Genomic DNA, 22,328 nt, shown 5'->3' on the forward strand with positions numbered 1-22,328 from the left:
TCCCTCCTAAGCCTGATCCACGGATGACTGAAAAGGAATACAAATTTCCACTTTTGCTCCGGACGGTTCGTTGTTGGAAATCTTTAATAAACCATCCCTTTTATAAAGTAAGCGCAACGTTTTTTTGATATTGGAAATGCCGATTCTTTGCCCCGTATCATTGACATTCGTATCGGTGGCATTCACTTCTTCTATGATCTCCGCAGGAAAACCTTCTCCGTTATCTTCTAGTGTAATTTTGACAAAGTCCTCTTGATGATACGAATACGTTTCCACTTTCATAAATATCGACAGAATATCACCGTAAACTAAGGCATGCTTAAATGTATTCTCAATAAAGGTTTGGATAAGAAATTGCGGCAGCCTATGTTGCTCCAAATTGGGTTCGATATCGATCATGTGGAAAATGTGATTGGGAAATTTGATCTCTTGCATGTGAATGTAATTGGTCACGTGATCGATTTCTTCCCTTACCGTTACGTTTACTAAGCCTCCCTTGAACATATATCTGAGATGCTCCGACAAATAGTTGATCAGTTTCCTGATTTCTTCGTTTTTATTGTGATACGTAAGGCTTGAGATGGTCGTAATGGCATTCAAGAAAAAGTGTGGTTTTATTTGCATTTGAAGATACTTGAGCTCAGCTTTGTTACGTTCCAGCTTCTCTTCATAGGAATGGATTTTTAATTGTTTGATTTCTTTAATCATCGATGTAAATGAATGAAAGAGCTTGGCGAACTCGATGGACGCTTTATGCAGCGGCAGCTGGTAGTCCCAGTTTCCCTTCTCCAATTCTTTCGTCGCTTTGACAAGTTCAAGAACAGGCTTAATAATCTGGCGTGAAAGCGAAGTTAATACAGCAGGCACGATTATTAAGGTAACGACTCCAAGAGAAATAATCACCCATTGGATAAAATCCAACCCCGATAAAACGCTCTTCCGTTCTATCATATTCGAAAGCTTCCCGATCTCCGGAATGTCCTCTGAAATGACAAAATATTTGCCATCGAGCTTGTACGTAGTCTTACCGTTGTCCGGCAGCGGGCTCAAACGAATAAGGGATGGATCGGTCGCAGAAAGCAACCTTCCGTTTTTATCGGTTAATCCATAATGGTTTTGGGAATCTGACGTTTTTTTCACAACATTCATCAGGGTGTCCGCTTTTACAGCTGCGCCAATCATTATGTCCGATACCTTGAAGCTTTTTATTTCATAACTTATTCCATTCACTTGAATCGAGGACCATTCTCTTCCGATCATCGAATTCCCCGCGAATTGTTCACTCTTCAAATAATTGGTTAAAGTTTGATTTTCATTGGAACGTATGTTTTTGCCGAACTGCATCAAAAAGAGATCTTCACTGGGCTCAAAAATAAATAAAGCATCTATGCTTTCGTTATTTAACACTTTCGAGAGCAATGCATTTTTTAATCGCAAGGCATCAAAGTATTTGCTGCTTTCGTCTTTTTTCGGATACAGAACGACATCGTCGATATGATTTTCAAAAACTTCATTTAGATCTTTGGAGACGCTGTTCAATCGATTTTGGATATTCGTAATGTGAATCCCCATCGTGTATTTGGAGCTATTCACGATATTCGTTTCGACCACATTGAAAGAATATACATTGCTAATGATCAGAACCGCGACAAGTATGGCCAATACCAACGTAATTTGGAGCGAAAATTTGTAAACGAACGAAACCGGCTTTGTCCTCTTGAACATATCAGCCTTCCTCTTTAAAAGAACATTTTTCGATTCGAAAATAAGCGAAAAGAGGCGTAAGCCTCTCTCCACCATTTCAACCTATTAAAATCATCATACAGCTTTCACCGCCGAAAAGCTCTTACCAAAGCATCCAAATATCCGTTTCGGGCACGTTGGCTGATTTCCGCATTGGGTACAACGTGTTCGAAGGCGTGGTAACATCCTGGATAAAGTTGAAATTCCACGTCGACGCCGGCTTGGGCCAGCCGTGCAACATACTCGATCGTCTCATCGCGAAACGGATCAAGCTGTCCAACACAAGTATATGTCGGTGGAAGGCCGGTCAGGCTCTCCGTTCTCATTGGCGCTGCATACGGAGAAATATCGCCATGGGCATGTTCGCCAAGATACATCTTCCAAGCCGCCAGGTTGTTTTCCCTATTCCAAACCGCAGGATCCGTGATTTCGTGGCTGGAAGGCGTCATATTCCGATCGTCGATCATCGGATATAGCGGCATTTGGAAACAGATGGATGGACCACCTCTATCACGAGCCAGCAATGCTAAAGCTGCGGTCAACCCGCCGCCCGCGCTTCCTCCGCCGATCGCTATCCTCGACAAATCGATATTCCATTCCTCCGCAGCACCAATTATCCACTTCAAAGCAGTGTAGCAGTCTTCAATTGCCGCCGGAAACGGGTATTCAGGGGCAAGCCGGTAATCGGGGGAAATGACAATACAGTTGGCAGCCTTAACAAAACTTTCACAGAGACTTTGTTCACCGTTAGGGTGGCCTAACACATACCCTCCGCCATGAATCCAAAGTAAAACAGGCAGGTTCTTCCCATCCCTCTGAACCGGTTCGAATATTTTGATCAGCATCTCTTGATTGCCCACACCGGTAATTTTACGGTCGATGATTCGAACAACTTCAGACTTTAACGCTTGCGGTAAGGGGCTTTGCCTTATAATTGCCAAATCATCCGGAAGCCGAAAAAGCGGGAGGGACGTCAAAGATTCCCTAATTTCCGGTAACACTCTGTTCTTAAAGTCCATTCTACAAGCCTCCACTATTCTTACGTAGTACTTCGTTCAATTAATGTAACCGGTAAAGAATTGACCATCGGAACCTCCTCCCCTTCAATTTGTTTTGCAATTAATTCGATCGTTAACTCGCTCATCTTTTGAATAGGCTGCCTAATGGTTGTAAGACGCGGCACCACTAAAGATGCGATCTTCACATCATCATAACCGATGATTTTCATGTCTTCCGGAATCCTCTTTTTTAATTGATAACAGGCTTGCATAACCATAGTTGCGATCACATCGCTGCTGGCAAAAACACCGTCTACTTCCGGATGCTCCAGAAGGAAACGAACAATTGTATCCTCACTTGCCCCAGTATCTAGGTCGTGTACCTCTAAATTCAATTGAACATATTCAACCCCTGCATGCTGCAGTTCCTCAGCAAACCCTTGTAACCTTCCTCCAGCAAGCAGACCATGATGATGCGGCCCGCCAACTCCACCTTGAATATATGCCAGCTTTCGGCAACCTTTGCCCACAAGTAACAGAGACTGCAAGTTTGCCGCCCATCAGATTATCGGAGTTAATAACAGGAATCGTATCATCTACGACTCGATCGAAAGCTACGATAGGAAGGTTCAGATTCCGATAATGTTCGACATCCAAAACCATGCTGCCCATAATGATGCCGTCCACTTGATTCTTTTTTAGCATGTCGATGTATTTGCGTTCTTTCGTTACATCCCGATTCGAATTGCACAATAGAATTTTATACCCGCTTTGGTCAGCATAATATTCAAGATAGTGAGCTAATTCACTAAAAAAAGGATGAGAAACTGTAGGAATAATGAGGCCGATCATATTCGATTTTTTTCTGAACAAAGAACGAGCCATTTCATTGGGATGATAATTTAGCTCCTTCATAACCTGATATACCTTATCCCGTGTCGTTTGGCTGATATATCCCCGGTTATTGAGCACGCGGGACACCGTAGTAACAGAAACCCCGGCTTTTTCTGCTACATCATCAATTTTAGGCATGGCTTGACCACCTGACTTTTTTAAAGCCATTATACGCTTAATTTACAATTTTTTCAGCCGAACTCCGTTCCATATTACAGGACCTTTATTTCAAGGCCCCTTCCGTTATCCCTTTGATGATTTGGTTTTGAACAAAAAGATATAAAACTAACACAGGAATAACCGTCATGATTAATCCTGCCATCAAGGGTGCGTAATCAACAGTGTACGACGAGAAGAAAGTAAACGTAGAAAGAGGCAATGTCCTTTGTTCCGGCGATAGTAAGACCAAGCTGGGCAATAAATAATCATTCCAGATCCAGAGTACATTGAGTACGATGAGCGTTACGAAAACCGGTTTCAATAGGGGCAATACAATCTGGAAAAAAGTTCGCAGCCTCGAGCTGCCCTCTATAAAAGCCGATTCTTCCAATTCGTAAGGAATCCCTTTGATAAACCCATGGAAAGTAAAAACGCCGAAGGGAACGCCAAACCCCAAATATAAAAACAGCAGCGTTCCCTTCATATTAAGCAGACCCAGCTTTCCGTACAGCATGACCAAAGGAATCATGATAACCTGGAAAGGAAGCGCCATGGAGCCAAGCATCATGAAAAATAGCACAGTATTCAGTTTCCATTTATAACGAACAAACAAATACCCGGTCATTGACGAGAAAATAACAATAATGAAAACTGCAGCGACTGTAATGAAGATAGAATTGGAGAGTCCTTGCATGAATTTCATGTTGGTAAATGCAGCGGTGTAGTTCTCGAAATGAATATTACCAGGTATCGATAATGGATTTTCGACGAACTGCTGCGTTTTTTTGAAAGAGTTCATGACAACCAGCAAAAATGGAATTAAAAATACAAATAAAATTACATACAGGATTACGGCTTTGATTCTTGATATGGACTGTCGAAAAGACATCACGATTCGACCTCCAATTTTTTAAGTAAGTAAGATTGAGTAAGCGCAACCAAGGCTACGACAGCAAATAAGACAACTGCTTCCGCCTGTCCGATTCCATATTGATTGGACAAGAAAGCTTTTTGAACGATATGATAGGAAGCTAATTCGGTGGAATGAAAAGGTCCGCCTTTCGTTAGGGCAAGGTTGATATCGTAAGTTAAAAATGAGCGAGAGATGGAAATAAAAATACATATGACGATAGCCGGAATCGAAAGCGGCAATATGATTCTGCGAAGTCTTGCATAACCGTTCGCCCCGTCAATGCTCGCAGCTTCCAACACATCATTAGGAACACCTGAGAATCCGGCAATATAAATGATCATGAGATAGCCGACTAATTGCCAAGCTGTTGCGATAACGAGCGCCCAAAATGCGGTATCCGTATCCGTTAACCACGACGATTTAAACAATGCCCAGCCGTATTTATTCCCTATATAGGGCATGATCTGCGAGAATAGCGTCTGCCACAAGTACCCTAACACGATTCCGCCGATTAAGTTTGGAGTGAAAAAGCCCGTTCGAAGCCATTTCTCTCCTTTAACCCCGCTGGTCAACGCCAGTGCTATAAAGAAAGCCGCCACATTGGAGATCAGTACCGTAAACACTACATACTTAATGGTAAACCACAATTGGGCGAGAAAAACTTTATCATGAAAAACTTTCGTATAATTCGACAAGCCGACAATTGATATGTCGGCCGTTCGAACATCCCAATTCGTAAACGTCAAGTATAATCCAACTAGGAACGGGATCAAAACAACAGCAGCAAATGCCAATACGGAAGGAGCCCCAAAAAGCAGAAAGGTCCCCGTATTCCTTATATAAGTCTTACTCCTCATATCGCCTTAACCCCTATTTCCCAGCATTCGATTTCCAATAATCCTGAACCTCTGTCGTGAAAGCCTTTCGGTCGGTTTTTCCTACCATATATTTTTGCATGGAAGCTCCTGTCTTGGACCAATAGTCTTGCGGAAAATAATTAATGACACTGATATTCAGCACCTTCCCTTGGTCGACATATTTCGTTATGGCATCAGAAATCACATTCGACCCTTTTGCCTTTACATCCTTGTAGGGCAAGGACAGGCCCATCTTGGTCACAATCGCACTTTGCCCCTGCTCGCTTGTAACCATCCATTCGACGAATGCTTTAGCCGCTGCCTGCTGCTCGGGAGTAGATCCAGATTTATCGATAGCGAACAACTTCGGTTCCGTGTAAGCCACTTGAGCATTGCCGTAATCAGCCGGATTGTTGCTAATCGGTACAGGAATGATTCCAAATTCTTTATCTCTTCCTTCAAGAGTGCCAATTACAGCCCAAGTCCAATCCCCCATAAAATAAAACGCGGCATTGCCTTTTGCAAAATCAGTGCTGTCTTTATTGTAATCTGCGACAAGCGGATCATTTTTTCTGGCATTGTATTTCTTTAATAAGTCGAATGTATCCATCAAACCGTTGAATGGCTGATTGTCAGCCAAATTCGCCTTGCCATTTTTCAAATCCTCTACAAACTTACGGTTCTCTTCCACTTTTGGCGATTGCAAAGAATAGGCCAATCCCAGATAGTGAGCGCCTAAGGACCAATCCGCCCCGTGAATCATCACAGGCGCCTTGCCGGCAGCTTCGATTTTTTTGAACAATGCTTCCAAATCGTTACGGGTTTTGATGGAAGCCGGATCGAAAGCCCCCCCGATCGATTCCTCAACTACCCGTTTGTTATATAACAAGCCATAGCCTTGAGCAGTCCATGGAACGCCAAGGAATTTTCCGTCCAGCAAAGCGCCGTCAACCGCCCCAAGCTTCGTTAGTTTTTCATACTTCACCTTCTCCGTCTCAAAGTCCATAAACTTATCTTTATATTGAAGAATCGTTCCCGGGTCAAGATTGTCTATTGTGGCCGGGTTGCCGGATGCTAACAGGGATTGAAATTTCTCTAACTGCGCTCCTCCGATTGGCGTCGGAATCAATTCAATCGTTACGTTAGGATTCTGCTCGTGATAAGTTTTAAAAAGGTCCTCGAACACGTTGTTTACTTCAGACTGAAGTATTAAAGAAAGTAAGCTTGACGCCTTTTGCTTGTTGACTGGCACCCGGCGAGGAGTTTGGGGCCTTGTTCTGGGAACATGCCACCAATGAGGAAAGCAACAATATCGAACAAATTCCCGCAGCGGTGATACTCTTCATCTTTTTCAAACCCTTTTCCCCCTTGAAACTGTATTTTGAATGCGCTACCAAAATTATGATAACCGATTGCAATAATGTATGTCAACCGGTTGACATACACTTTGTGTTTTTTTGGAACCTTTTATTTCTGACAAGCATTTGGAGAGCTTTCTCGCATCCCTATAGCATCACTTTTATATCTTTGAACGTTATTAAGCAGCCAAAAGCTATAGGTATTCTCATGCTCAATCCGTTGAATGCCTTCATGAGCACCCTTTTTTCAATCCTTGAAACGTAGCTCCGCGAAATACCCAGTTCCTTCGCAATCTCCCGCTGCGTCCGCTCTTCCCCGAATCATGCAAGGACACATCTTTGCGCGTTTTTTTCAAGGAGCGAAGGTGTTTGTCGCCAACACTTCAGCGAATACTTCCTGAGCTCTTCTTATGGTATAATCCGGATGCTCTGCTACTACTATTTGCAATTCGTTAACAAAATCTTGATCTAGGGTAAACCTTCTCGTCTCTTGCCCAAAATATTGCTCCAGTTGCGTTATGATCGTTATCTCACCATAAATGATGCATCGATTGTTACGATCAATCATGATTGCCAAAGATATATTCATCATTCGACGCAATCTCCTTTTTGCCTTTATCCAATCTGTAACAGACTACGCCCTTATCAAATCAAGTAACACAAAGTAATTTATTTAATGAACAGTCGATCTGTTTTTCATTATGTCTAAGCTTCGTTGTGAGATATGTGAAAGGCGGGGTATTAGAATGATGAATTGTCCATTGGGCGAAAGGTGCTCGAAGGTGCAGGTTGACAATAAAAAAGCGTTCCAACAGGAACGTAAATCCCTCGCTTGTTGACTGGCACCCGGCGAGGAGTTTGGGGCCTTGTTCTGGGAACATGCCACCAATGAGGAAAGCAACAAAATCGAACAATTTCCCACAGCGGTGATACTCTTCATCTTTTTCAAACCCTTTTCCCCCTTGAAACTGTATTTTGAATGCGCTTCCAAAATTATGATAACCGATTGACTAATTGTATGTCAATCGGTTGACACACTCTTAGTGTTTATTTGGTACCTTTATTTCTGACAAGCACGTGGAGAACTTTCTCGCATCCCTATGGCATCACTTTTATATCTTTGAAGCAGCCAAAAGCTATAGGTATTCTCCTGCTCAATCCGTTGAATGCCTGGCTTCACGACAAAAAATATCAAGGCCATCCGGTCTAGGTTAACGGTAATACCAATTCTTGTACAATACCGAACTCTCAGATTGAGCCGTCTTGCGGAATGATGATAACTTCGGAATAAGGAAGCTTGACACGTGTGGTCACTCTCATTCAATTAAAAATGAATACATTTATATTTATGAATAAGAGACCGGTAACCCTTATACTTCCAGGAGTACCGGTCTCTTGATATTTGAATAATCGATTCGTTAGGCATTAACGCTTCGCTTATAAAACACATGATACAGCTTCATGAGCGCCCTTTTTTCAATCCTTGAAACGTAGCTCCGCGAAATACCCAGTTATTTACCCGCTCCAGAAGTGGAACGTCAGGATCACCGTTCCGACAGTCGTTTCATTGAAGAAATTCGAGGTCAGCGTAATTTTATTGTTGGTATAGTCGGGTGAGAAGCAATAGTTAAATTGCTTGTAGGAAGTCCAGTTATGCGGACCTGCGTTGCCGCCTCAAGCATACATGGCCTCCATCGTGGCAAGTTGGTCGCCGTTAAAGGCTTTTCAGGCTCTATTCTTTCAAGTTTGATCTCATCGTTCGCAGGACGCCGAAAATCCCATTGCGCTTATCTTCCGGCACAAACTTAAACTCCACTTGTTCTTTCCCGTTAATCAATTCTTCCGGAATGGAATAGGACTTCGTGAAGAATTCGCGTCTGTACCCCTGAGCCGACCGCTCGCTGGCCAATAGCTTGCCATTCGCATAAATATGCAGTACACGGTCATGGTAAATGGATGAGTAGGTCACCTGAAGCAGATTCTCTATTCCCGGAATCATTTTCAGCTCATAGCTAAACCACCCGCCGGGATTCGCTATGCGTCCATTCTGACCTTCCCATGCTCCGCCGACCGTTCCTTCTCCCTTAATCGCATGCTGCAGTTCATACTGATCGTTGCCTACTTGAACGCTGTCGATCGTAGCTTCTTTCACGAGTTGTTCCGTCCGGGCTTGCTCCAAATGCCGCTTCAACTCATCGGAATCCGGTTCGACGATGTTCCAATAGATGCCGTATCTCTCTTGATGCTGTTTGTAATGAGGGGTGAAGATGAGCCGGTCGTCCTCGTCCGTATTCCGCAGCTTGAATACAAGCTCCCTGCCTTCCTTCACAAGGTGCCGTTCAATCCCCTCCAGCCATAGATCCGGGTTCATCCCGGTCGGAATCAAGAAATCCTTGACCAGCATTCTGCGGGTCGGCACCTCCACCATAATGCCTGTTTGGGCTTGGCTCATATCGTCCGTGCCCAGCGCTGCACTCAGCACAATAGGCCCATATTGGAAACCAACCGCACTCGGATTATCCACCAGTCGTGAGACGAATACATTCATGGGCAGCGTCAATGCAAGCGTATCGCCATGCTGCCATTCGCGGTCCATCACAATGCGGTGATCACGAATGTCCACAGCGATCAGCTCGCCGTTCAATCTGGCCTCGATATTCCCTCTAACCCAATACGGAACGCGAATATGGAGCTTGAAGACTTTGGCTTGTTGATTCTCGGTCTCAATCTTTAAAGTCACTTGATCGGAATCGGGAATGCCGGAGCTCTGTGTAAGCTTTACTTGCTTCTGGCGCCAATCGAGTGTCGAGCTGACGAATTGAGTCACATAAAGCTCATCATCTTTATGATAGTAGATGCTGTCATTCAGCTTCGTAAAGCTCTCCATCCCCGTGCCTGTACAGCACCAGAAATGTTCAAAAGGCGAGCTGTAAATTTTGAAGTACCCGGTCGCCATCGGTTGGAAGTACATGGTCATCCCGGTTTCTGGATGCTGCGAAGAGAGAATCGCGTTGATAAACGTTGTCTCGTAGAAGTCCGCGTATTTTCGATCCTTTGTGAGCTTAAATAATTCTCGTGTCAACTTCAGCATGTTGTAGCTGTTGCAGGTTTCGCATGTGATATCCGAGCGTCTCCTGTCAAGGATATCCGGTTCGCCGAAGTGCTCCGACTCGCTATTACCGCCGGTCATGTAACTGTGATGATAGACAACAATATCCCAAAACTTCTTGGCGGCTTCAAGGTAGAAGCTTTCGCTCTCTCCCAATACCAAATAACGATTCAGGGCTCCTATAAATTTAGGAATCGTCGTATTGGCATGCTTCCCTGCAAGAATATCCCTGCCTTGCCGGATCGCTTCAAACATAGGTAATTCGTCAAATCGATGAGCCGCATCCAAATGCTTCTGACTGCCGGAAATCTTGTACATGTCGTAGAGAGAATCATTCATACCGCCATATTCCACGGCCAGTACGGTAGCTTGAAGCTCATCCGACCATAGCGATGTTCGGGACGCGACCCAGTCGCCTAATCGCACGACAATGTTGAGTGCCGTTTGCGATTGCGTTGCATGGTAGACCGCGATTAGCCCCGCAATGATTTTATGCATCGTATACCAAGGAACCCATGCCGGCTGCTTATTCTCCACATTATCGATGAGTGTCTCGGGAAACGCCGAAAGATAACCGCTATTTAATTGGCATTGCGATAATTCGGAAATGATGTACGATAACTTCTCCATGAATGCCGGATCTTTCGTCTGGGAGTATGCCTGTGCTAACGCAGTCATATAATGACCGAAGGTATGGCCTCGAATCTCTGTATTCTCCCAACCGGGGTATTTCTCGGCCTTGGGCACCAGCCCCCTGGTCTCCCGGAATCCGGCCAGCAGGCGATCGATATCGTAACTGCGTAAGTAGTGAAGTTCTTTTTCAAACGCATTGATGTAATACTCACCGGTAAGTGTTACCTGATCCAATCCGAAGTCTTGCAATGCTTCTCTCATCCGTGTAGCTTCCATGAACCTAATCCCTCCTTCTCAAATTATCCTAATAATCAGCGCTCTAATCCTCTTCAGATTAACGTTAAACGACCGGAAGGGTAAATGGTAAAAACGATCGAATTCGTGTAAAAAAGACAGATGCACGACAACGAAAAAGGACTTCACCAGCATTGTCATCGTGTGAATACCTTGTTATGCTTAGAACAAGTGCACCTCAAACAGGTGTCAAAAGGTTAGATGGGCGGCGAGCACCTTTGATCCATACTTTTCAAGTAGAAAAACCGCTGCAGCTGGTAATGACGGGGAAATTCGTCGCTCCTTCCCCCGATTGGATGCACATGACAAGAATGTTGATGGAGTACGAACTTTTCGTGCAGACCAAGGGTATTTTGTATATCGCGGATGGACAGGAGAAGCACGTCTTGCACGAAGGCGATTATCTACTCATGCCTCCTCGGACCAAACAATACGGCTACCGGGCATCCGACTGCAGTTTTTATTGGCTGCATTTTACGGCAGAAAATCAACAGACCGTGTCTTACTAGGAAGAAACTTACGAATGTCCGTCCGGATCCATCGCGATTCCAAGCAGAGGCACATTAAGCAGTGCGGATAAGATCATTGTTATGATGAAACAACTGCAAGATTCTATTCGAAGTTATCAAGATCCGACGCTGAATAATTATTTGGCAACAAGTATTCTGTGCGAGCTATGCAATCAAACTTTTAGAGTCAGAGAAGCCTCTCAGCCAAAGTTAAAACAGATGCAGCTATATAACGACATTGTTGACTATATCAAGTGGAACCGGGGTGAACAGCTAAAAGCCTCACATATCGCGGAGCACTTCGGCTACAATGCCAAATATTTATCGCACCTTTTCTCCAAGATTGCCGGAGTGCCGCTCAAACAGTTTATTTTGCAGCAAAAGATCGAAGCCGCTTCCTTCCTGTTGACTGACACGAATATGACCATCAATGAAATCGCGCTGCAGCTCGGCTATCATGACAGCCAGCATTTCATGAAATCGTTCAAACAGATGACCAATCTTACACCGACCAGCTTCCGCAATGCATCCGCCAATAGACTATTGTTCTATAAGTGACAGAGAGTACCATTGAAAAAACCAAATTGACTAACCCGTTCGGAAGACAGGGTCCAGAGATTTCGTCCATGAATTCGGATCCAACATATTGCTTTGTCCAAAGTTGAGAGCAATCCCATGCAATAATTGCTGTCTGTAGCGCTTGCCGAATAACTGCTGAAGATGTAACCGTTCGTCAATAAATAAGTACCATTTGTCTTCCATGTTAGATTTAAACACTCTAGGACCTTCGCCGCGCTCCATCATATCCTGCCCGATATTCTCGCGGATCAGGATAAAATCATTCGATTCCCATATCAGGATGGAGCGGCTTCCTTCGGTTGCCGCTCGCTGCCAATTTCCGTCTTCGTGCACCTTGAGATCCGTCCCCATCAAGTAGAACTTATCCCCTTGAGGCGACCGGATGATGTACGGATCGCGTACTCCTTGTTCCCCTAATCGGGAAGTAAGAACGGGCTTGCCGCCATTCAGCTCCCGCCAATGCAGCGGATCGTTCCCCTTGCTTAAAGCGAAGTAGATTTCCTCCCCGCCGCCTTTGCCATCATCGGTAAAATAAACGAACAGGCAATCGGCATCTTGTTCGTGATCGGACAATTTCCGCTTCAACCTCTCATTTCCTTCAAACGTTTGATACGACGTAACGTTTACCACTTTCAACATGGAACCCGATACAACCGTTGCCCATATGAGAGTAAGTCACTTCTTCGCCATCTAGCGTTACCCTGACCATCTGCTTGGCTAGCACTTTGCAAGTCTGCGTTATTGAAACTGCGATTTCCGCCTTTGACAATGCGCCGTTATTCCATTCCAAATTGATTTCATAGCCTCCTCTGCCCCGCAATCCTTTGACAAACCCATCTTTCCATGCATCGGGTAACGCCGGCAGGAATTCCAAATAGTCTTGATGCGATTGCAGCAGCATCTCTGCGATCCCTGCTGTTGCGGCAAAGTTGCCGTCGATTTGGAATGGAGGATGCGCATCGAATAGATTGGCATAGACGCCGCCTCCGTTATTCATCGGTGCGTCACCCTTTACAAGCGTTAACAAATTCGAGATTAACCGCTCCGCGCGATTGCCGTCCTTGAATCTTGCCCATAAGCCGATTTTCCAGCCAAGGCTCCAACCCGTTCCCCCGTCTCCTCTTATTTCAAGCGATTTTTTCGCAGCTTGAAACAGATCAGGAGCAGACTGCTCCGTAATAAGTCGCCCCGGATAAATCCCCACAAGATGCGAAACGTGACGATGATGAACATCTTCGTCTTCAAAATCCTTGGACCATTCTTGCAAACGACCATGCTTACCGATTTGAAGCGGCAGCAGCTTTTGCTTCGTCTCTACAAGTGTCATCACCAAATTCTCATCAATCTTAAGCTGTTCTGCCGCATTGATACAGTTATCAAATAATTCACTTATCAAAGATAAATCCATGGTCGAAGCAGCACTTACCGCATGACACTTATCGCCAACAAGAAATTTTTGTTCAGGAGAAGTCGAAGGTGAAGTTATGAAATACCCATCTTTATCTTCAATGAGCCAATCCAAACAGAATAACGCAGCTTCCTTCATGATAGGGAACGCCTTATCCCGTAAAAATATTTCATCGCCGCTGAAGGCATAATGCTCCCATAAATGCTGAGTCAACCAGGCACCGCCCATCGGCCAGAACGCCCAAACGGGGTCTCCATGGCCATAATTGCCGACTGGTGCCGTTTGAGCCCATAGATCGGAATTATGGTGGGCCACCCATCCTCTTGCGCCATAATTCAATTCAGCGGTCTTCTTGCCGTTGTGCGCCAACCTGCTAATAAACTCAAGCAGCGGTACATGCATTTCCGCCATATTGCAAGACTCTGCAGGCCAGTAGTTCATCTCTGCATTAATATTGAGCGTATAGTTGCTGCTCCATGGCGCCCGCATTTCCTCATTCCATATGCCTTGCAGATTGGCAGGCTGAGTACCTGTGCGAGAACTTGCAATCAACAGGTACCGTCCATAATGGAACAAGAGCTCAACCAGACCCGGATCGTTGCTGCCATATTCGGCAATCCGTCGATCGGTCGGCATGTCCGAGGGGGCTTTGCTCCCGCCCAGAGACAAGGCAACTCTGCCAAATAGCTTGTTATGATCCTCAAGATGACGATGCCGTATATCTTCATATCGTTGTCCACGAACGGCATCGATCGCTTCACCTGTTAGTTGTTTCGGATCTCTTATCGAACAGCTCGCACCAGCATCTGGATCGAAGCTTGTCGCCGCACTGAAATACAAAGTCGCGCTAGTCGCTCCGATAACATGCAAGCCGTCTGCATCCCCCTTCATCGTCCCACCTTCATGCACGACAGCCAACCGGCCATGGAACTTCAAAGCTTGTGATGTCTCAGGGTCTCCATAAATAATCGGATTATCCGAGTCGAAGTAGTTGGGCCATACTTGCTCGGGAGCTGTGCCGGAAATCATAAATTGATCGGCGTCAAAGGACGATTCATAACGAATGGGACTTTCCAGCCTAGCACGAAAACTGAGCATACTTTCCTTGCTCGACGTTAAACGCACAATAATAGCTTGATCGGGATACGAAGCAAATATTTCCCGGGTGTACTGAACACCGCCAACGATATAAGTGACAGTCACGATACCAGTGGACAAATCAAGCTTCCGGCTATATAGGTCTTTAGCATCGCCATGTGCCATCGTTACATGTAAATCTCCGAAAGTCAAATAGGATTGCGTGTAGGGACCCATCATTTCCTTGGATAGCAGGTCCGCTTCCTCATATTTTTCTTCTGCGATCAACTCACGCATTCTAGGTAAAACTTCTTTCGCTCCCGGATTATTCCAATCCTTAGGGTAGCCTGACCAATGCGTATCTTCATTTAAAGCGATGCGTTCTTTCTCAACACCGCCGAATACCATCGCGCCTAATCGACCGTTCCCAACAGGAAGCGCTTCTGTCCAATATACGGCAGGAGATTGAAATTGGATATTCATGATGATCTTATGCCCCCTCATTCATTAATAGATATATGGATGGTTGATTTAAATCGCTATATGATGAAAGCAAGCCTATCAATCTTCCGCTCCAAGATTTAACTCAAGCTCCTTGTCACGGTCACAGATCAGCACACCGTCCACAACTTCCAGCTTGGCAACCTGAATGGAAGAGCGGCGCATTTCATAGACCGAATCTTCATTATGCCCATGAACACGGCCAGGATGAGTGAAATAGAAGATATATCCCTCATCTCCTTGTACGACCACATCTGCGTGCAGGCCGATCGTCCCGTCATCCTCACGCTTGCCAGGCTGGTCGAGAATGAGGCCGTTTCGTTCCCACGTCTCAAGATCATTCGAGCGGTACACGCCCTGCCCGTGCCACTCGTCTGTGATCATCCAATAATAGCCGCCCAAGCGGAACACGTTCGGTCCTTCCTGGGAACGTTCGGTAATGACCGGACCCGCAACCTGCCAATGGCAGAGATCGCTGCTTTCAGCTGCATACAAATGAGAGTGGTGGCCCTCATCCTTGTACCACATTCGAAAGCCGCCATCAGGCAACGGGTAGATGCAAGCATCAATAACATTACCCGAGCTCAAGCCGAGCTTGGAAACAAAGCGCCATTCCAGCATATCCGGGCTCGTATAATGCAACAGGTCCCTCGGATGCCCCCAATGATCAGGCACTCCTTGAATATAACTAACGTACATATGATACAATCCGTCGTGCCAGATGATCTCCGGCGCCCAGAACGTATTTCTTCCCCATTCAATATCCAGCCCCTGCAGTACGCCTCGGTATACCCACTCCTTGCCGCCGTCGCGGGAAACCGCCACGCCGAGGTCGGTTCCGTGAACCCATGCCACACCAGTTCCCTCTGCGGTCGCTCGGCGGTTCGTATAAATCATCCACCATTCCTTGTTCTGCCGATTCCAAATAACTACAGGATCTGCCGCTCCGTCAAAAATTGGATCTCTAAACAAAGGCGATCTCATTCATTCTCCACTCCCACTATTAAGTCTGTTCAAACGTCATGTGCGCTTACCTTGCTCCTGCAACCTCATGAATAAAATGGTCCACATCGATATAACCCTGTTCACTCTCACAGTTATAGCTGTATAACCCGATCCGGTCTCCCCTGTAATGCCCCCACCCCAGCTGATAAGCGTCTCCAAAGCTCGTGAAATGGTCCCCATCGACGCTATATTCGAACCGGCTGATCCCATCAATATTCCATACAGACTTTAACCAAAGGGTGCTGCCCGATAATTCCGGTCCCCATTCCATCGTTCCCGAATGGTTAAACTTCAGAACCCTTGTCCCATTCTGTTGTTGTACGCCAATCGTGCAATAGGTTTGCGCAAAATGGCAAAGCCCCGCTTCTTGTCCGTCTGACATGCCGCCGATCTCTATTTTTACAGTTGCCGTATTGTGAACGGTTCTAAACGCTCTTTGTGAAATGACGTTGCAGACGGTAAAAAAATTGTCCTTCTCGATGGGTTGGCATGCATATAGGCGCAAATATCCGGGCCGTTCCGCCAACGACCATTTGTCGGCTTTCGGCTGATGGTTCCATTCCCAAAACGGCTCAAGCACCGATCGGTCAAAACCGTCATTTGTGGAAAGAATCATCACGGGATGCCCGTTTATGGGCTTCCTGCCTCCCCATACCATCTCTCCGATTCCGTCGCCGTCCGTATCGTTTCCGATGATCGGCCATCCATCAACCCACGTTACGGGCAGCAAGTGCAGCGTTCTCCCTTCGTAATAACCGCCTGTTCCTTGGTGCGAAATGAAATACCAATCTCCGGAAACCGTCTGGACAAGTCCGCCCTGATTAGGCTCTCGGTCTACATCCATGCCGTGCGTATGTATAAGCTCCTTTTCCTCATAGGGCCCATAAATATGTTCGGACCTTAACATCATAACGACTCTGACTTCAATGCCATCCTTCCAGCGAACCTCGCTATGGAAGAAATAGTAGGTTCCGTCAATTTTGTAGAGCTTATTGGCTTCGCTTCCTTTGTACTGATGAATAATCGTATCGCTGTCATGCAATAGTTCTTTGCCGTCTTCACTAAGTTTAAATAAATGGATATTATAGTTATCGGCAAAATTGGTGGTAACAAAGTAGCCTTGTCCGTCATCGTCCCAAAACGGACAGCAGTCATCCCATCCGCTAACCTCCCAAACTTGATAAAGCGGCTCCCAAGGTCCCGCCGGATCGGCAGCCGTGCTCATAAACAATCCTTCATCGGGCGTAAAAAAGTACACCCAAAATTTATTCTGATTGAATCGGACGGCGCCTGCCCAGACTCCTCTGCCATAACGGTTCATCCGATTGTAGTTATATTCAGGGCCGATGCTAGTCAAATCGTCAACAACATGCCCGATCATTCTCCAATTCACAAGATCTTTAGAATGCAGAACCGCCATCCCCGGAGAACAATGCAAAGTAGAGGAGATACCGTAATAATCATCTCCAACTCGAATGACATCCGGATCGCTATAATCTCCTGGTAAGACAGGATTGACATAGGTGCCGTCCCCCTGATCTCCCCAAGCTCCCTTCTTCGATAACAGATTGTAGATATCTTCCATTACAGAGTCATCCTCTCAATTCTAAAAAGAATATTATATTTTTCCTATGAGATACTCTTGTTTTCCATCCCGTAAAAATACCGGAATCGTACTTAGAGGAGCTTCAACAAGAATGGTTTGTCCACCTTCGAAAATAATTCCTGTACGTGCATCCGTCCATCTTGCACCTTCTGGCAAGTATACCTCTCTTGACAGAGTGCCTTCATAAAGGATTGGGGCAACCAGCAGATCCGGACCATATAGGTATTCGTCTTTAATATCCCAAACCTTATCGTCCTTCTGGAATTCATAGAAGAGCGGCCTCATAACCGGCGCACCTTTTTCATGAGCTTCTTTCATCAACTCACGGGTATAATCCCTTAAGGTCTCCCGCAATTCCATATATTTAACCAATATAGCGTAAGCCTCATCCCCAAAACTCCATACTTCGTTGTTTCCGCCGGTATTTAATGCTTTGCTGCCGTCTTTTCTGAATACTTCCTTGCCTCCCCTGCGATCGCCGTGCAATCTCATAACAGGACAGAAAGCCCCCCATTGGAACCATCTGATTAGCAATTCACGGAATTTGGGATCGTCCGGGTTACCTCCTGAGAAGCCTCCGATATCCGTCGTCCACCAAGGGATCCCCGCCATGCCCATATGAAGGCCTGCAACGATTTGTTTTCTGAAATCTTCAAATGAAGAATGAATATCTCCCGACCACACTAAGGCGCCATATCTTTGGCTGCCTGCCCAAGCGCAGCGAACCGTGTTTACGATTTTGTCCTGTCCATCCGCCTGCATGCCGTCATAAAAGGTTTTGGAATAGCGCTGCGGATATATATTTCCTATTTGAACATTAGGCCCCATAGCGTAGCGGTAATTATCAAAGTCATATACATCGTATTCAGGTTCTGCTTCATCTAGCCAGAAGATCTTGATTCCATAATCATAATAATTCTTCTTGCACTTGGACCACACATACTCCCTAGCTTTTGGATTTGTAGCATCAAAGTAAATACTGGAAGGGAACCAATCCATCATGGCAACTTGGACTCCCCTTTCAGCTTTAATCAAATAACCCTTTTGCCGCATTTCATCAAAATTTTCACTATAGCGGTCAATCTGTGGCCAAACAGAAACCATCAATTCGATTCCCATGGATTTCAGACTCATCCACCATTGCCTTCGGATCAGGGAAAAATTCTTCCTCAAATCTAAAATCCCCCTGTTTGGGCCAGTGGAAAAAGTCAATGACGATGACATCGATCGGTAGCTTTCTTCTCTTATATTCCCTTGCAACCTCCAACAGCTGTTCCTGATTATAATATCTTAATTTGCACTGCCAGAAGCCAAGTCCATATTCAGGCATCATGGGAACGGTACCAACTGCTTTTCCGTATGCGGCTTCTATTTCTGCCGGTGAATCGCCTGCCGTTATCCAATAATCCAACTGCTTTGTACTTTCTGCAACCCATTCCGTTCTATTATTAGCGAAGTTAACTTTGCCGATCGCCGGATTATGCCATAAGAAGCCATATCCTTTGCTGGAATATAAAAACGGAACACTGGCTTGGGAATTACGATGAGCTAATTCCAATACAGAGCCTTTCAAATCAAAGGTTTCTTGTTGGTATTGACCCATTCCGTAGATTCTTTCACCTTCATTCCCTGCAAAGTAAACCGCTAATTGATGATCCCCCCCGATTATCGGTTTGAACGCTCTTGCCCGAAGCTTTAAAGCACCGCCAGCGCTTATTTCTTGAAGCAATAATTCTCCTTTTTCATTGTAAAAAGAAATTCGTCCCGGGGTATCCCACCATGACTGTCTGACCACTGCCGTTATCTTACCATTTTGAATGGAAGCCGTTTCAGCTTCATGATCGATCTCAATTGCAGCTTCCATATCTCCATTTATAGGTAGTAAGGCATAGTCCGTATCAAGTATATCACCCATCATTCGGGAACGAATACGTAAACTGTTTTCACCCCAAGCTTCAATTTGTAAGGTTTCTCCGTTATTCTCAAAAATCAACTTTCCATTTTCGGCAGTAAAAAAATTCATACTTATCCCCTTCCGCAAAAGCGTTTAAATCTAATTATATTGCTTAATAAATTCCGAACTATAACTATTTTTGTATGATAATATTAATATAATGTCATCGATCATAAAGCTACACTTCAGGGAAGGGGAATGGTTGTGAGGACGAAACAAATGAATAAAGAGAATTTAAAAGAGCGCATCCCGCATGGGGATATTTTGTTTAACCTTGCCGTCCATTTAACCGAACTCAAAACTGCATCGGATATCATGCTTTACACGCATTGGCATGAAGAACTGGAACTATTATATATACGTGATGGGAGCATGATTCTTCACATAGATGCACAATCCTTTACAGTGAACAAAGGAGATATCATCGTGATCCCTCCCCATCTGATTCATGGGGCATCACGCTGCGGTATTTCACCTTGTGATTTTTACGCGATTGTTTTTCATCCGTCTTTTATATATAGCGCCTTATATGATGCTATCCAGCAAAGCTATATAGAGCCTTTCTTTATCAAGACGAACAAGAAATTTTATTATATAGGCGGGAAATCAGAAGGCTGGGATAAAATACATCATCATGTAATTGCTGTCATTGAAACTTATCTCTCCAAGGGTTTCGGATTTGAGCTTCTGATCAAGTCTTATATCCTGCAAATCCTTTATGGCATCATTGAATTTCATTCGGACCAAATGGAGGATTACAGAAAAGACGGGATTCAAACGACTCTAAGAATGAAGAAAACGCTTGCTTTTTTAGAAGATAAATACCAGCAGCCTTTCACTTTAGCGGATTGGGCATCCAGTATAGATTTAAGCAAAGAACAGTTTTGCCGGTTTTTTAAAAAACATTTTCATAAAACTCCTATTGATTACTTAATTCATTATAGAGTTAGTAAAGCAGCCGATCTGCTCATTCATACCGATATGCCCATTATAGATATTGCGTTTGAGACAGGATTCGAAAGTGCAAATTATTTTACTATTGCATTTAAAAATAAAACAAAGGTTACACCTAGAGAATTTAGAAATTTGAATATCAAGTTGCGTCAGCAATCACTCCAAATCGACGGCTCTGGCTGTAAATAGTACCAGTTATTCAGCAGCGTCGGATTATCCACGTACAACCGGATATTGGCGATTTCTTTATACAACCGCACGTAAAGCTCGAACTCCCTATATTCTCTATAGGCCTCTACAACAGAATAGTTCGATTCGTAACGCTTATTGACGAGCACTTCCAATCGCGGGTCCGTCGCCAACTTATTAGAAATCTCGATCGACAGTTTCAATATCTCACCGATGCGCGTCTTCACCTTCTCCACGTCGTTCGACGTTTGCGGCAGCCTTCCTTCTATTCCTTACAAATGAAGCGCCGAGCTGCAGTCGTCCCTCGAAGCGGCGATACCGTCATCCGCCCTTGGAGGATTCTACGCCTACCTACAAGTTCTGCTTAGGGGAACGTCCCAGCCCAGATCCAGACCTCCCTGTATATGTTCAGTTAAAATGAATGGAGTGTCAACCTGACAACAGATGGCTTTTCATGCTCTTCACATTTCCCAAAAGACCGGATAAAATTATATGCACCGTTGTTCCATACATTGAAATCATGAACACCATTCTTTAGAAGGACCTGGTAATAATCACCAACAAAATCTCCCGCAGTGTCCATGAGCCCCTCAACCGATTTGGCATAGCTGTCTACTGCAACTCCATCCGCATCGCCGCAGGTCATATAAAGCAAATGAAGCTTGTGGCTGCTTGACGCTATACTGGCACCCAGAACCTTGCCGTCACTTGACGTGGGAGCATTTGAAAAGGCACCGACATAAGCGAAAAGATCCTCCATACCTGGCGCGAGCACAGTCATATCCAACCCGTTGTTCCAGGGACTCTCTGTGCCAGTGATTCGCGTCGAATCATGTCGGTAACCACCGAGGATCAGATTCAAGGCTTGCATTCCCCCCATCGAAAGCCCGGCGATCGCTCTGCGCGTGCGGTTATATATGATTCCCTCATGTGAAGTGACTGTTATATCTGCGTAGGTTTTGTAGTTTGATTCTATAAATGGGATCAGATCGTATCTCAACTCATAATCGAAGTAATAGAATCCCAGCATATTGGTTCCTTCGGAATTGAAAGAGCTATCCGTCCAGTCGTATGCGCTTCTTCCGTTGGGAAATACGACGATCAGCGGATCGATATCGCCGTTTACAATAAGATTGTCAAATATATTGCAAATAATAAATCGTCCGTCAGCCTTACCGTTACTGCTTAACCATTCATATTGATCCCCACCTACTCCATGAAGCAAATACAATACATTATATCTAACAGTAGTGTCGTTTGGGTCATAACCCGCAGGCAAGTAGACGTTGCATTTCTTCAATATGGCATCTCCTGCAACGGTTTCCCTTCCTGCTTCACTGATCTCGATGTTCCGATCCGTTACAAGCTGTCGAGACAAATGAATATAGTTGCCTACCTTATAGGAAACCTCCTGAATCGTACCTTGAAGCTCTTCATTAACTGACATAAGATATTTGGAAGGCACTGCCGTCACATTCATGCTTTTCATGGATCATTATTGTCCCTTCGGATATATATTTTTTCCACATTAAGATTAAGGAATACAAAGCTGCCGCACATGAAATCCACGTGCGGACAGCCTTCCTTC

The 22,328-nt window shown here is 44.9% G+C and carries 16 protein-coding genes and 6 pseudogenes; 3 read left to right on the forward strand and 19 right to left on the reverse strand.

Translation table 11 applies throughout. The annotated features are described in order from the left end of the window. Positions 1-6: 6 nt before the first annotated feature. The 11 genes and pseudogenes from ACBP55_RS26945 to ACBP55_RS26995 all read right to left on the reverse strand — a co-directional run bounded on the left by ACBP55_RS26945 (position 7) and on the right by ACBP55_RS26995 (position 10,940). Positions 7-1,725, reverse strand: coding sequence for a sensor histidine kinase (locus tag ACBP55_RS26945; RefSeq protein WP_464645963.1), 1,719 nt, complete (start codon positions 1,723-1,725; stop codon positions 7-9). Between the two features lie 104 nt (positions 1,726-1,829). After that, a complete protein-coding gene (locus tag ACBP55_RS26950; RefSeq protein ID WP_464645965.1) occupies positions 1,830-2,762 on the reverse strand; it encodes an alpha/beta hydrolase in 933 nt (310 codons plus the stop codon). A gap of 20 nt (positions 2,763-2,782) precedes the next feature. After that, a pseudogene (locus ACBP55_RS26955) lies at positions 2,783-3,773 on the reverse strand (LacI family DNA-binding transcriptional regulator). 85 nt (positions 3,774-3,858) lie between these two features. Beyond that, a complete protein-coding gene (locus tag ACBP55_RS26960) occupies positions 3,859-4,683 on the reverse strand; it encodes a carbohydrate ABC transporter permease (RefSeq protein ID WP_171647829.1) in 825 nt (274 codons plus the stop codon). Continuing rightward, the gene (locus ACBP55_RS26965; protein WP_464645967.1) at positions 4,683-5,564 is read right to left on the reverse strand and encodes a carbohydrate ABC transporter permease; all 882 of its coding nucleotides are present in this window, start codon (positions 5,562-5,564) and stop codon (positions 4,683-4,685) included. The genes ACBP55_RS26960 and ACBP55_RS26965 overlap by 1 nt, the downstream gene beginning before the upstream one ends. Positions 5,565-5,577: 13 nt before the next feature. Continuing rightward, complete coding sequence (locus ACBP55_RS26970; protein WP_464645969.1) at positions 5,578-6,750, reverse strand: ABC transporter substrate-binding protein; 1,173 nt, start codon at positions 6,748-6,750, stop codon at positions 5,578-5,580. A 319-nt stretch (positions 6,751-7,069) separates the two neighbouring features. Then, a pseudogene (locus ACBP55_RS26975) lies at positions 7,070-7,240 on the reverse strand (sigma factor-like helix-turn-helix DNA-binding protein); the annotation flags it as partial. 34 nt (positions 7,241-7,274) lie between these two features. After that, positions 7,275-7,514: a hypothetical protein gene (locus tag ACBP55_RS26980; RefSeq protein ID WP_464645971.1), complete on the reverse strand. Its 240-nt coding sequence runs from the start codon at positions 7,512-7,514 to the stop codon at positions 7,275-7,277. An 826-nt stretch (positions 7,515-8,340) separates the two neighbouring features. Next, positions 8,341-8,433, reverse strand: a pseudogene (locus tag ACBP55_RS26985) (sigma factor-like helix-turn-helix DNA-binding protein); the annotation flags it as partial. Between the two features lie 4 nt (positions 8,434-8,437). Then, positions 8,438-8,641 (reverse strand): annotated as a pseudogene (locus ACBP55_RS26990) (cellulase family glycosylhydrolase); the annotation flags it as partial. A 13-nt stretch (positions 8,642-8,654) separates the two neighbouring features. Next, positions 8,655-10,940: a beta-L-arabinofuranosidase domain-containing protein gene (locus tag ACBP55_RS26995; protein ID WP_464645973.1), complete on the reverse strand. Its 2,286-nt coding sequence runs from the start codon at positions 10,938-10,940 to the stop codon at positions 8,655-8,657. Positions 10,941-11,176: 236 nt separating this feature from the next. Here ACBP55_RS26995 and ACBP55_RS27000 point away from each other — a divergent pair, with 236 nt between their 5' ends. Both ACBP55_RS27000 and ACBP55_RS27005 read left to right on the forward strand, forming a co-directional pair. Continuing rightward, positions 11,177-11,467 carry an AraC family ligand binding domain-containing protein gene (locus ACBP55_RS27000; protein WP_464645975.1) on the forward strand — a complete coding sequence of 97 codons (291 nt, stop codon included), beginning with the start codon at positions 11,177-11,179 and terminating at the stop codon, positions 11,465-11,467. Between the two features lie 81 nt (positions 11,468-11,548). Continuing rightward, positions 11,549-12,025, forward strand: coding sequence for a helix-turn-helix domain-containing protein (locus tag ACBP55_RS27005; RefSeq protein WP_464645977.1), 477 nt, complete (start codon positions 11,549-11,551; stop codon positions 12,023-12,025). Positions 12,026-12,061: 36 nt separating this feature from the next. Here the strand turns inward: ACBP55_RS27005 and ACBP55_RS27010 are convergent. From ACBP55_RS27010 to ACBP55_RS27035, 6 genes and pseudogenes are all read right to left on the reverse strand, one after another. Further along, positions 12,062-12,207 (reverse strand): annotated as a pseudogene (locus ACBP55_RS27010) (alpha-N-arabinofuranosidase); the annotation flags it as partial. Between the two features lie 437 nt (positions 12,208-12,644). Then, the gene (locus tag ACBP55_RS27015) at positions 12,645-15,014 is read right to left on the reverse strand and encodes a glycoside hydrolase family 95 protein (RefSeq protein WP_464645979.1); all 2,370 of its coding nucleotides are present in this window, start codon (positions 15,012-15,014) and stop codon (positions 12,645-12,647) included. Between the two features lie 78 nt (positions 15,015-15,092). Then, positions 15,093-16,016, reverse strand: coding sequence for a family 43 glycosylhydrolase (locus ACBP55_RS27020; protein WP_464645981.1), 924 nt, complete (start codon positions 16,014-16,016; stop codon positions 15,093-15,095). Between the two features lie 46 nt (positions 16,017-16,062). Beyond that, positions 16,063-17,622 carry a glycoside hydrolase family 43 protein gene (locus ACBP55_RS27025; RefSeq protein WP_464645983.1) on the reverse strand — a complete coding sequence of 520 codons (1,560 nt, stop codon included), beginning with the start codon at positions 17,620-17,622 and terminating at the stop codon, positions 16,063-16,065. A gap of 33 nt (positions 17,623-17,655) precedes the next feature. Beyond that, a complete protein-coding gene (locus tag ACBP55_RS27030; RefSeq protein WP_464653418.1) occupies positions 17,656-18,003 on the reverse strand; it encodes a hypothetical protein in 348 nt (115 codons plus the stop codon). 27 nt (positions 18,004-18,030) lie between these two features. Continuing rightward, a pseudogene (locus tag ACBP55_RS27035) lies at positions 18,031-19,666 on the reverse strand (glycoside hydrolase family 31 protein); the annotation flags it as partial. A gap of 150 nt (positions 19,667-19,816) precedes the next feature. On the opposite strand from ACBP55_RS27035, the gene ACBP55_RS27040 reads away from it, so the two are divergent. Next, positions 19,817-20,740, forward strand: a complete 924-nt coding sequence (locus ACBP55_RS27040) for a helix-turn-helix transcriptional regulator (protein ID WP_464645985.1) — start codon at positions 19,817-19,819, stop codon at positions 20,738-20,740. On the opposite strand, the gene ACBP55_RS27045 is transcribed toward ACBP55_RS27040, so the two are convergent. Beyond that, positions 20,701-20,967: a hypothetical protein gene (locus ACBP55_RS27045; RefSeq protein WP_464645987.1), complete on the reverse strand. Its 267-nt coding sequence runs from the start codon at positions 20,965-20,967 to the stop codon at positions 20,701-20,703. The two genes, ACBP55_RS27040 and ACBP55_RS27045, sit on opposite strands and share 40 nt — an antisense overlap. A 185-nt stretch (positions 20,968-21,152) precedes the next feature. After that, a complete protein-coding gene (locus ACBP55_RS27050; RefSeq protein WP_464645989.1) occupies positions 21,153-22,229 on the reverse strand; it encodes an alpha/beta hydrolase in 1,077 nt (358 codons plus the stop codon). Between the last annotated feature and the right edge of the window lie 99 nt (positions 22,230-22,328).

The sequence above is a fragment of the Paenibacillus sp. WG02 genome, from assembly GCF_055396115.1.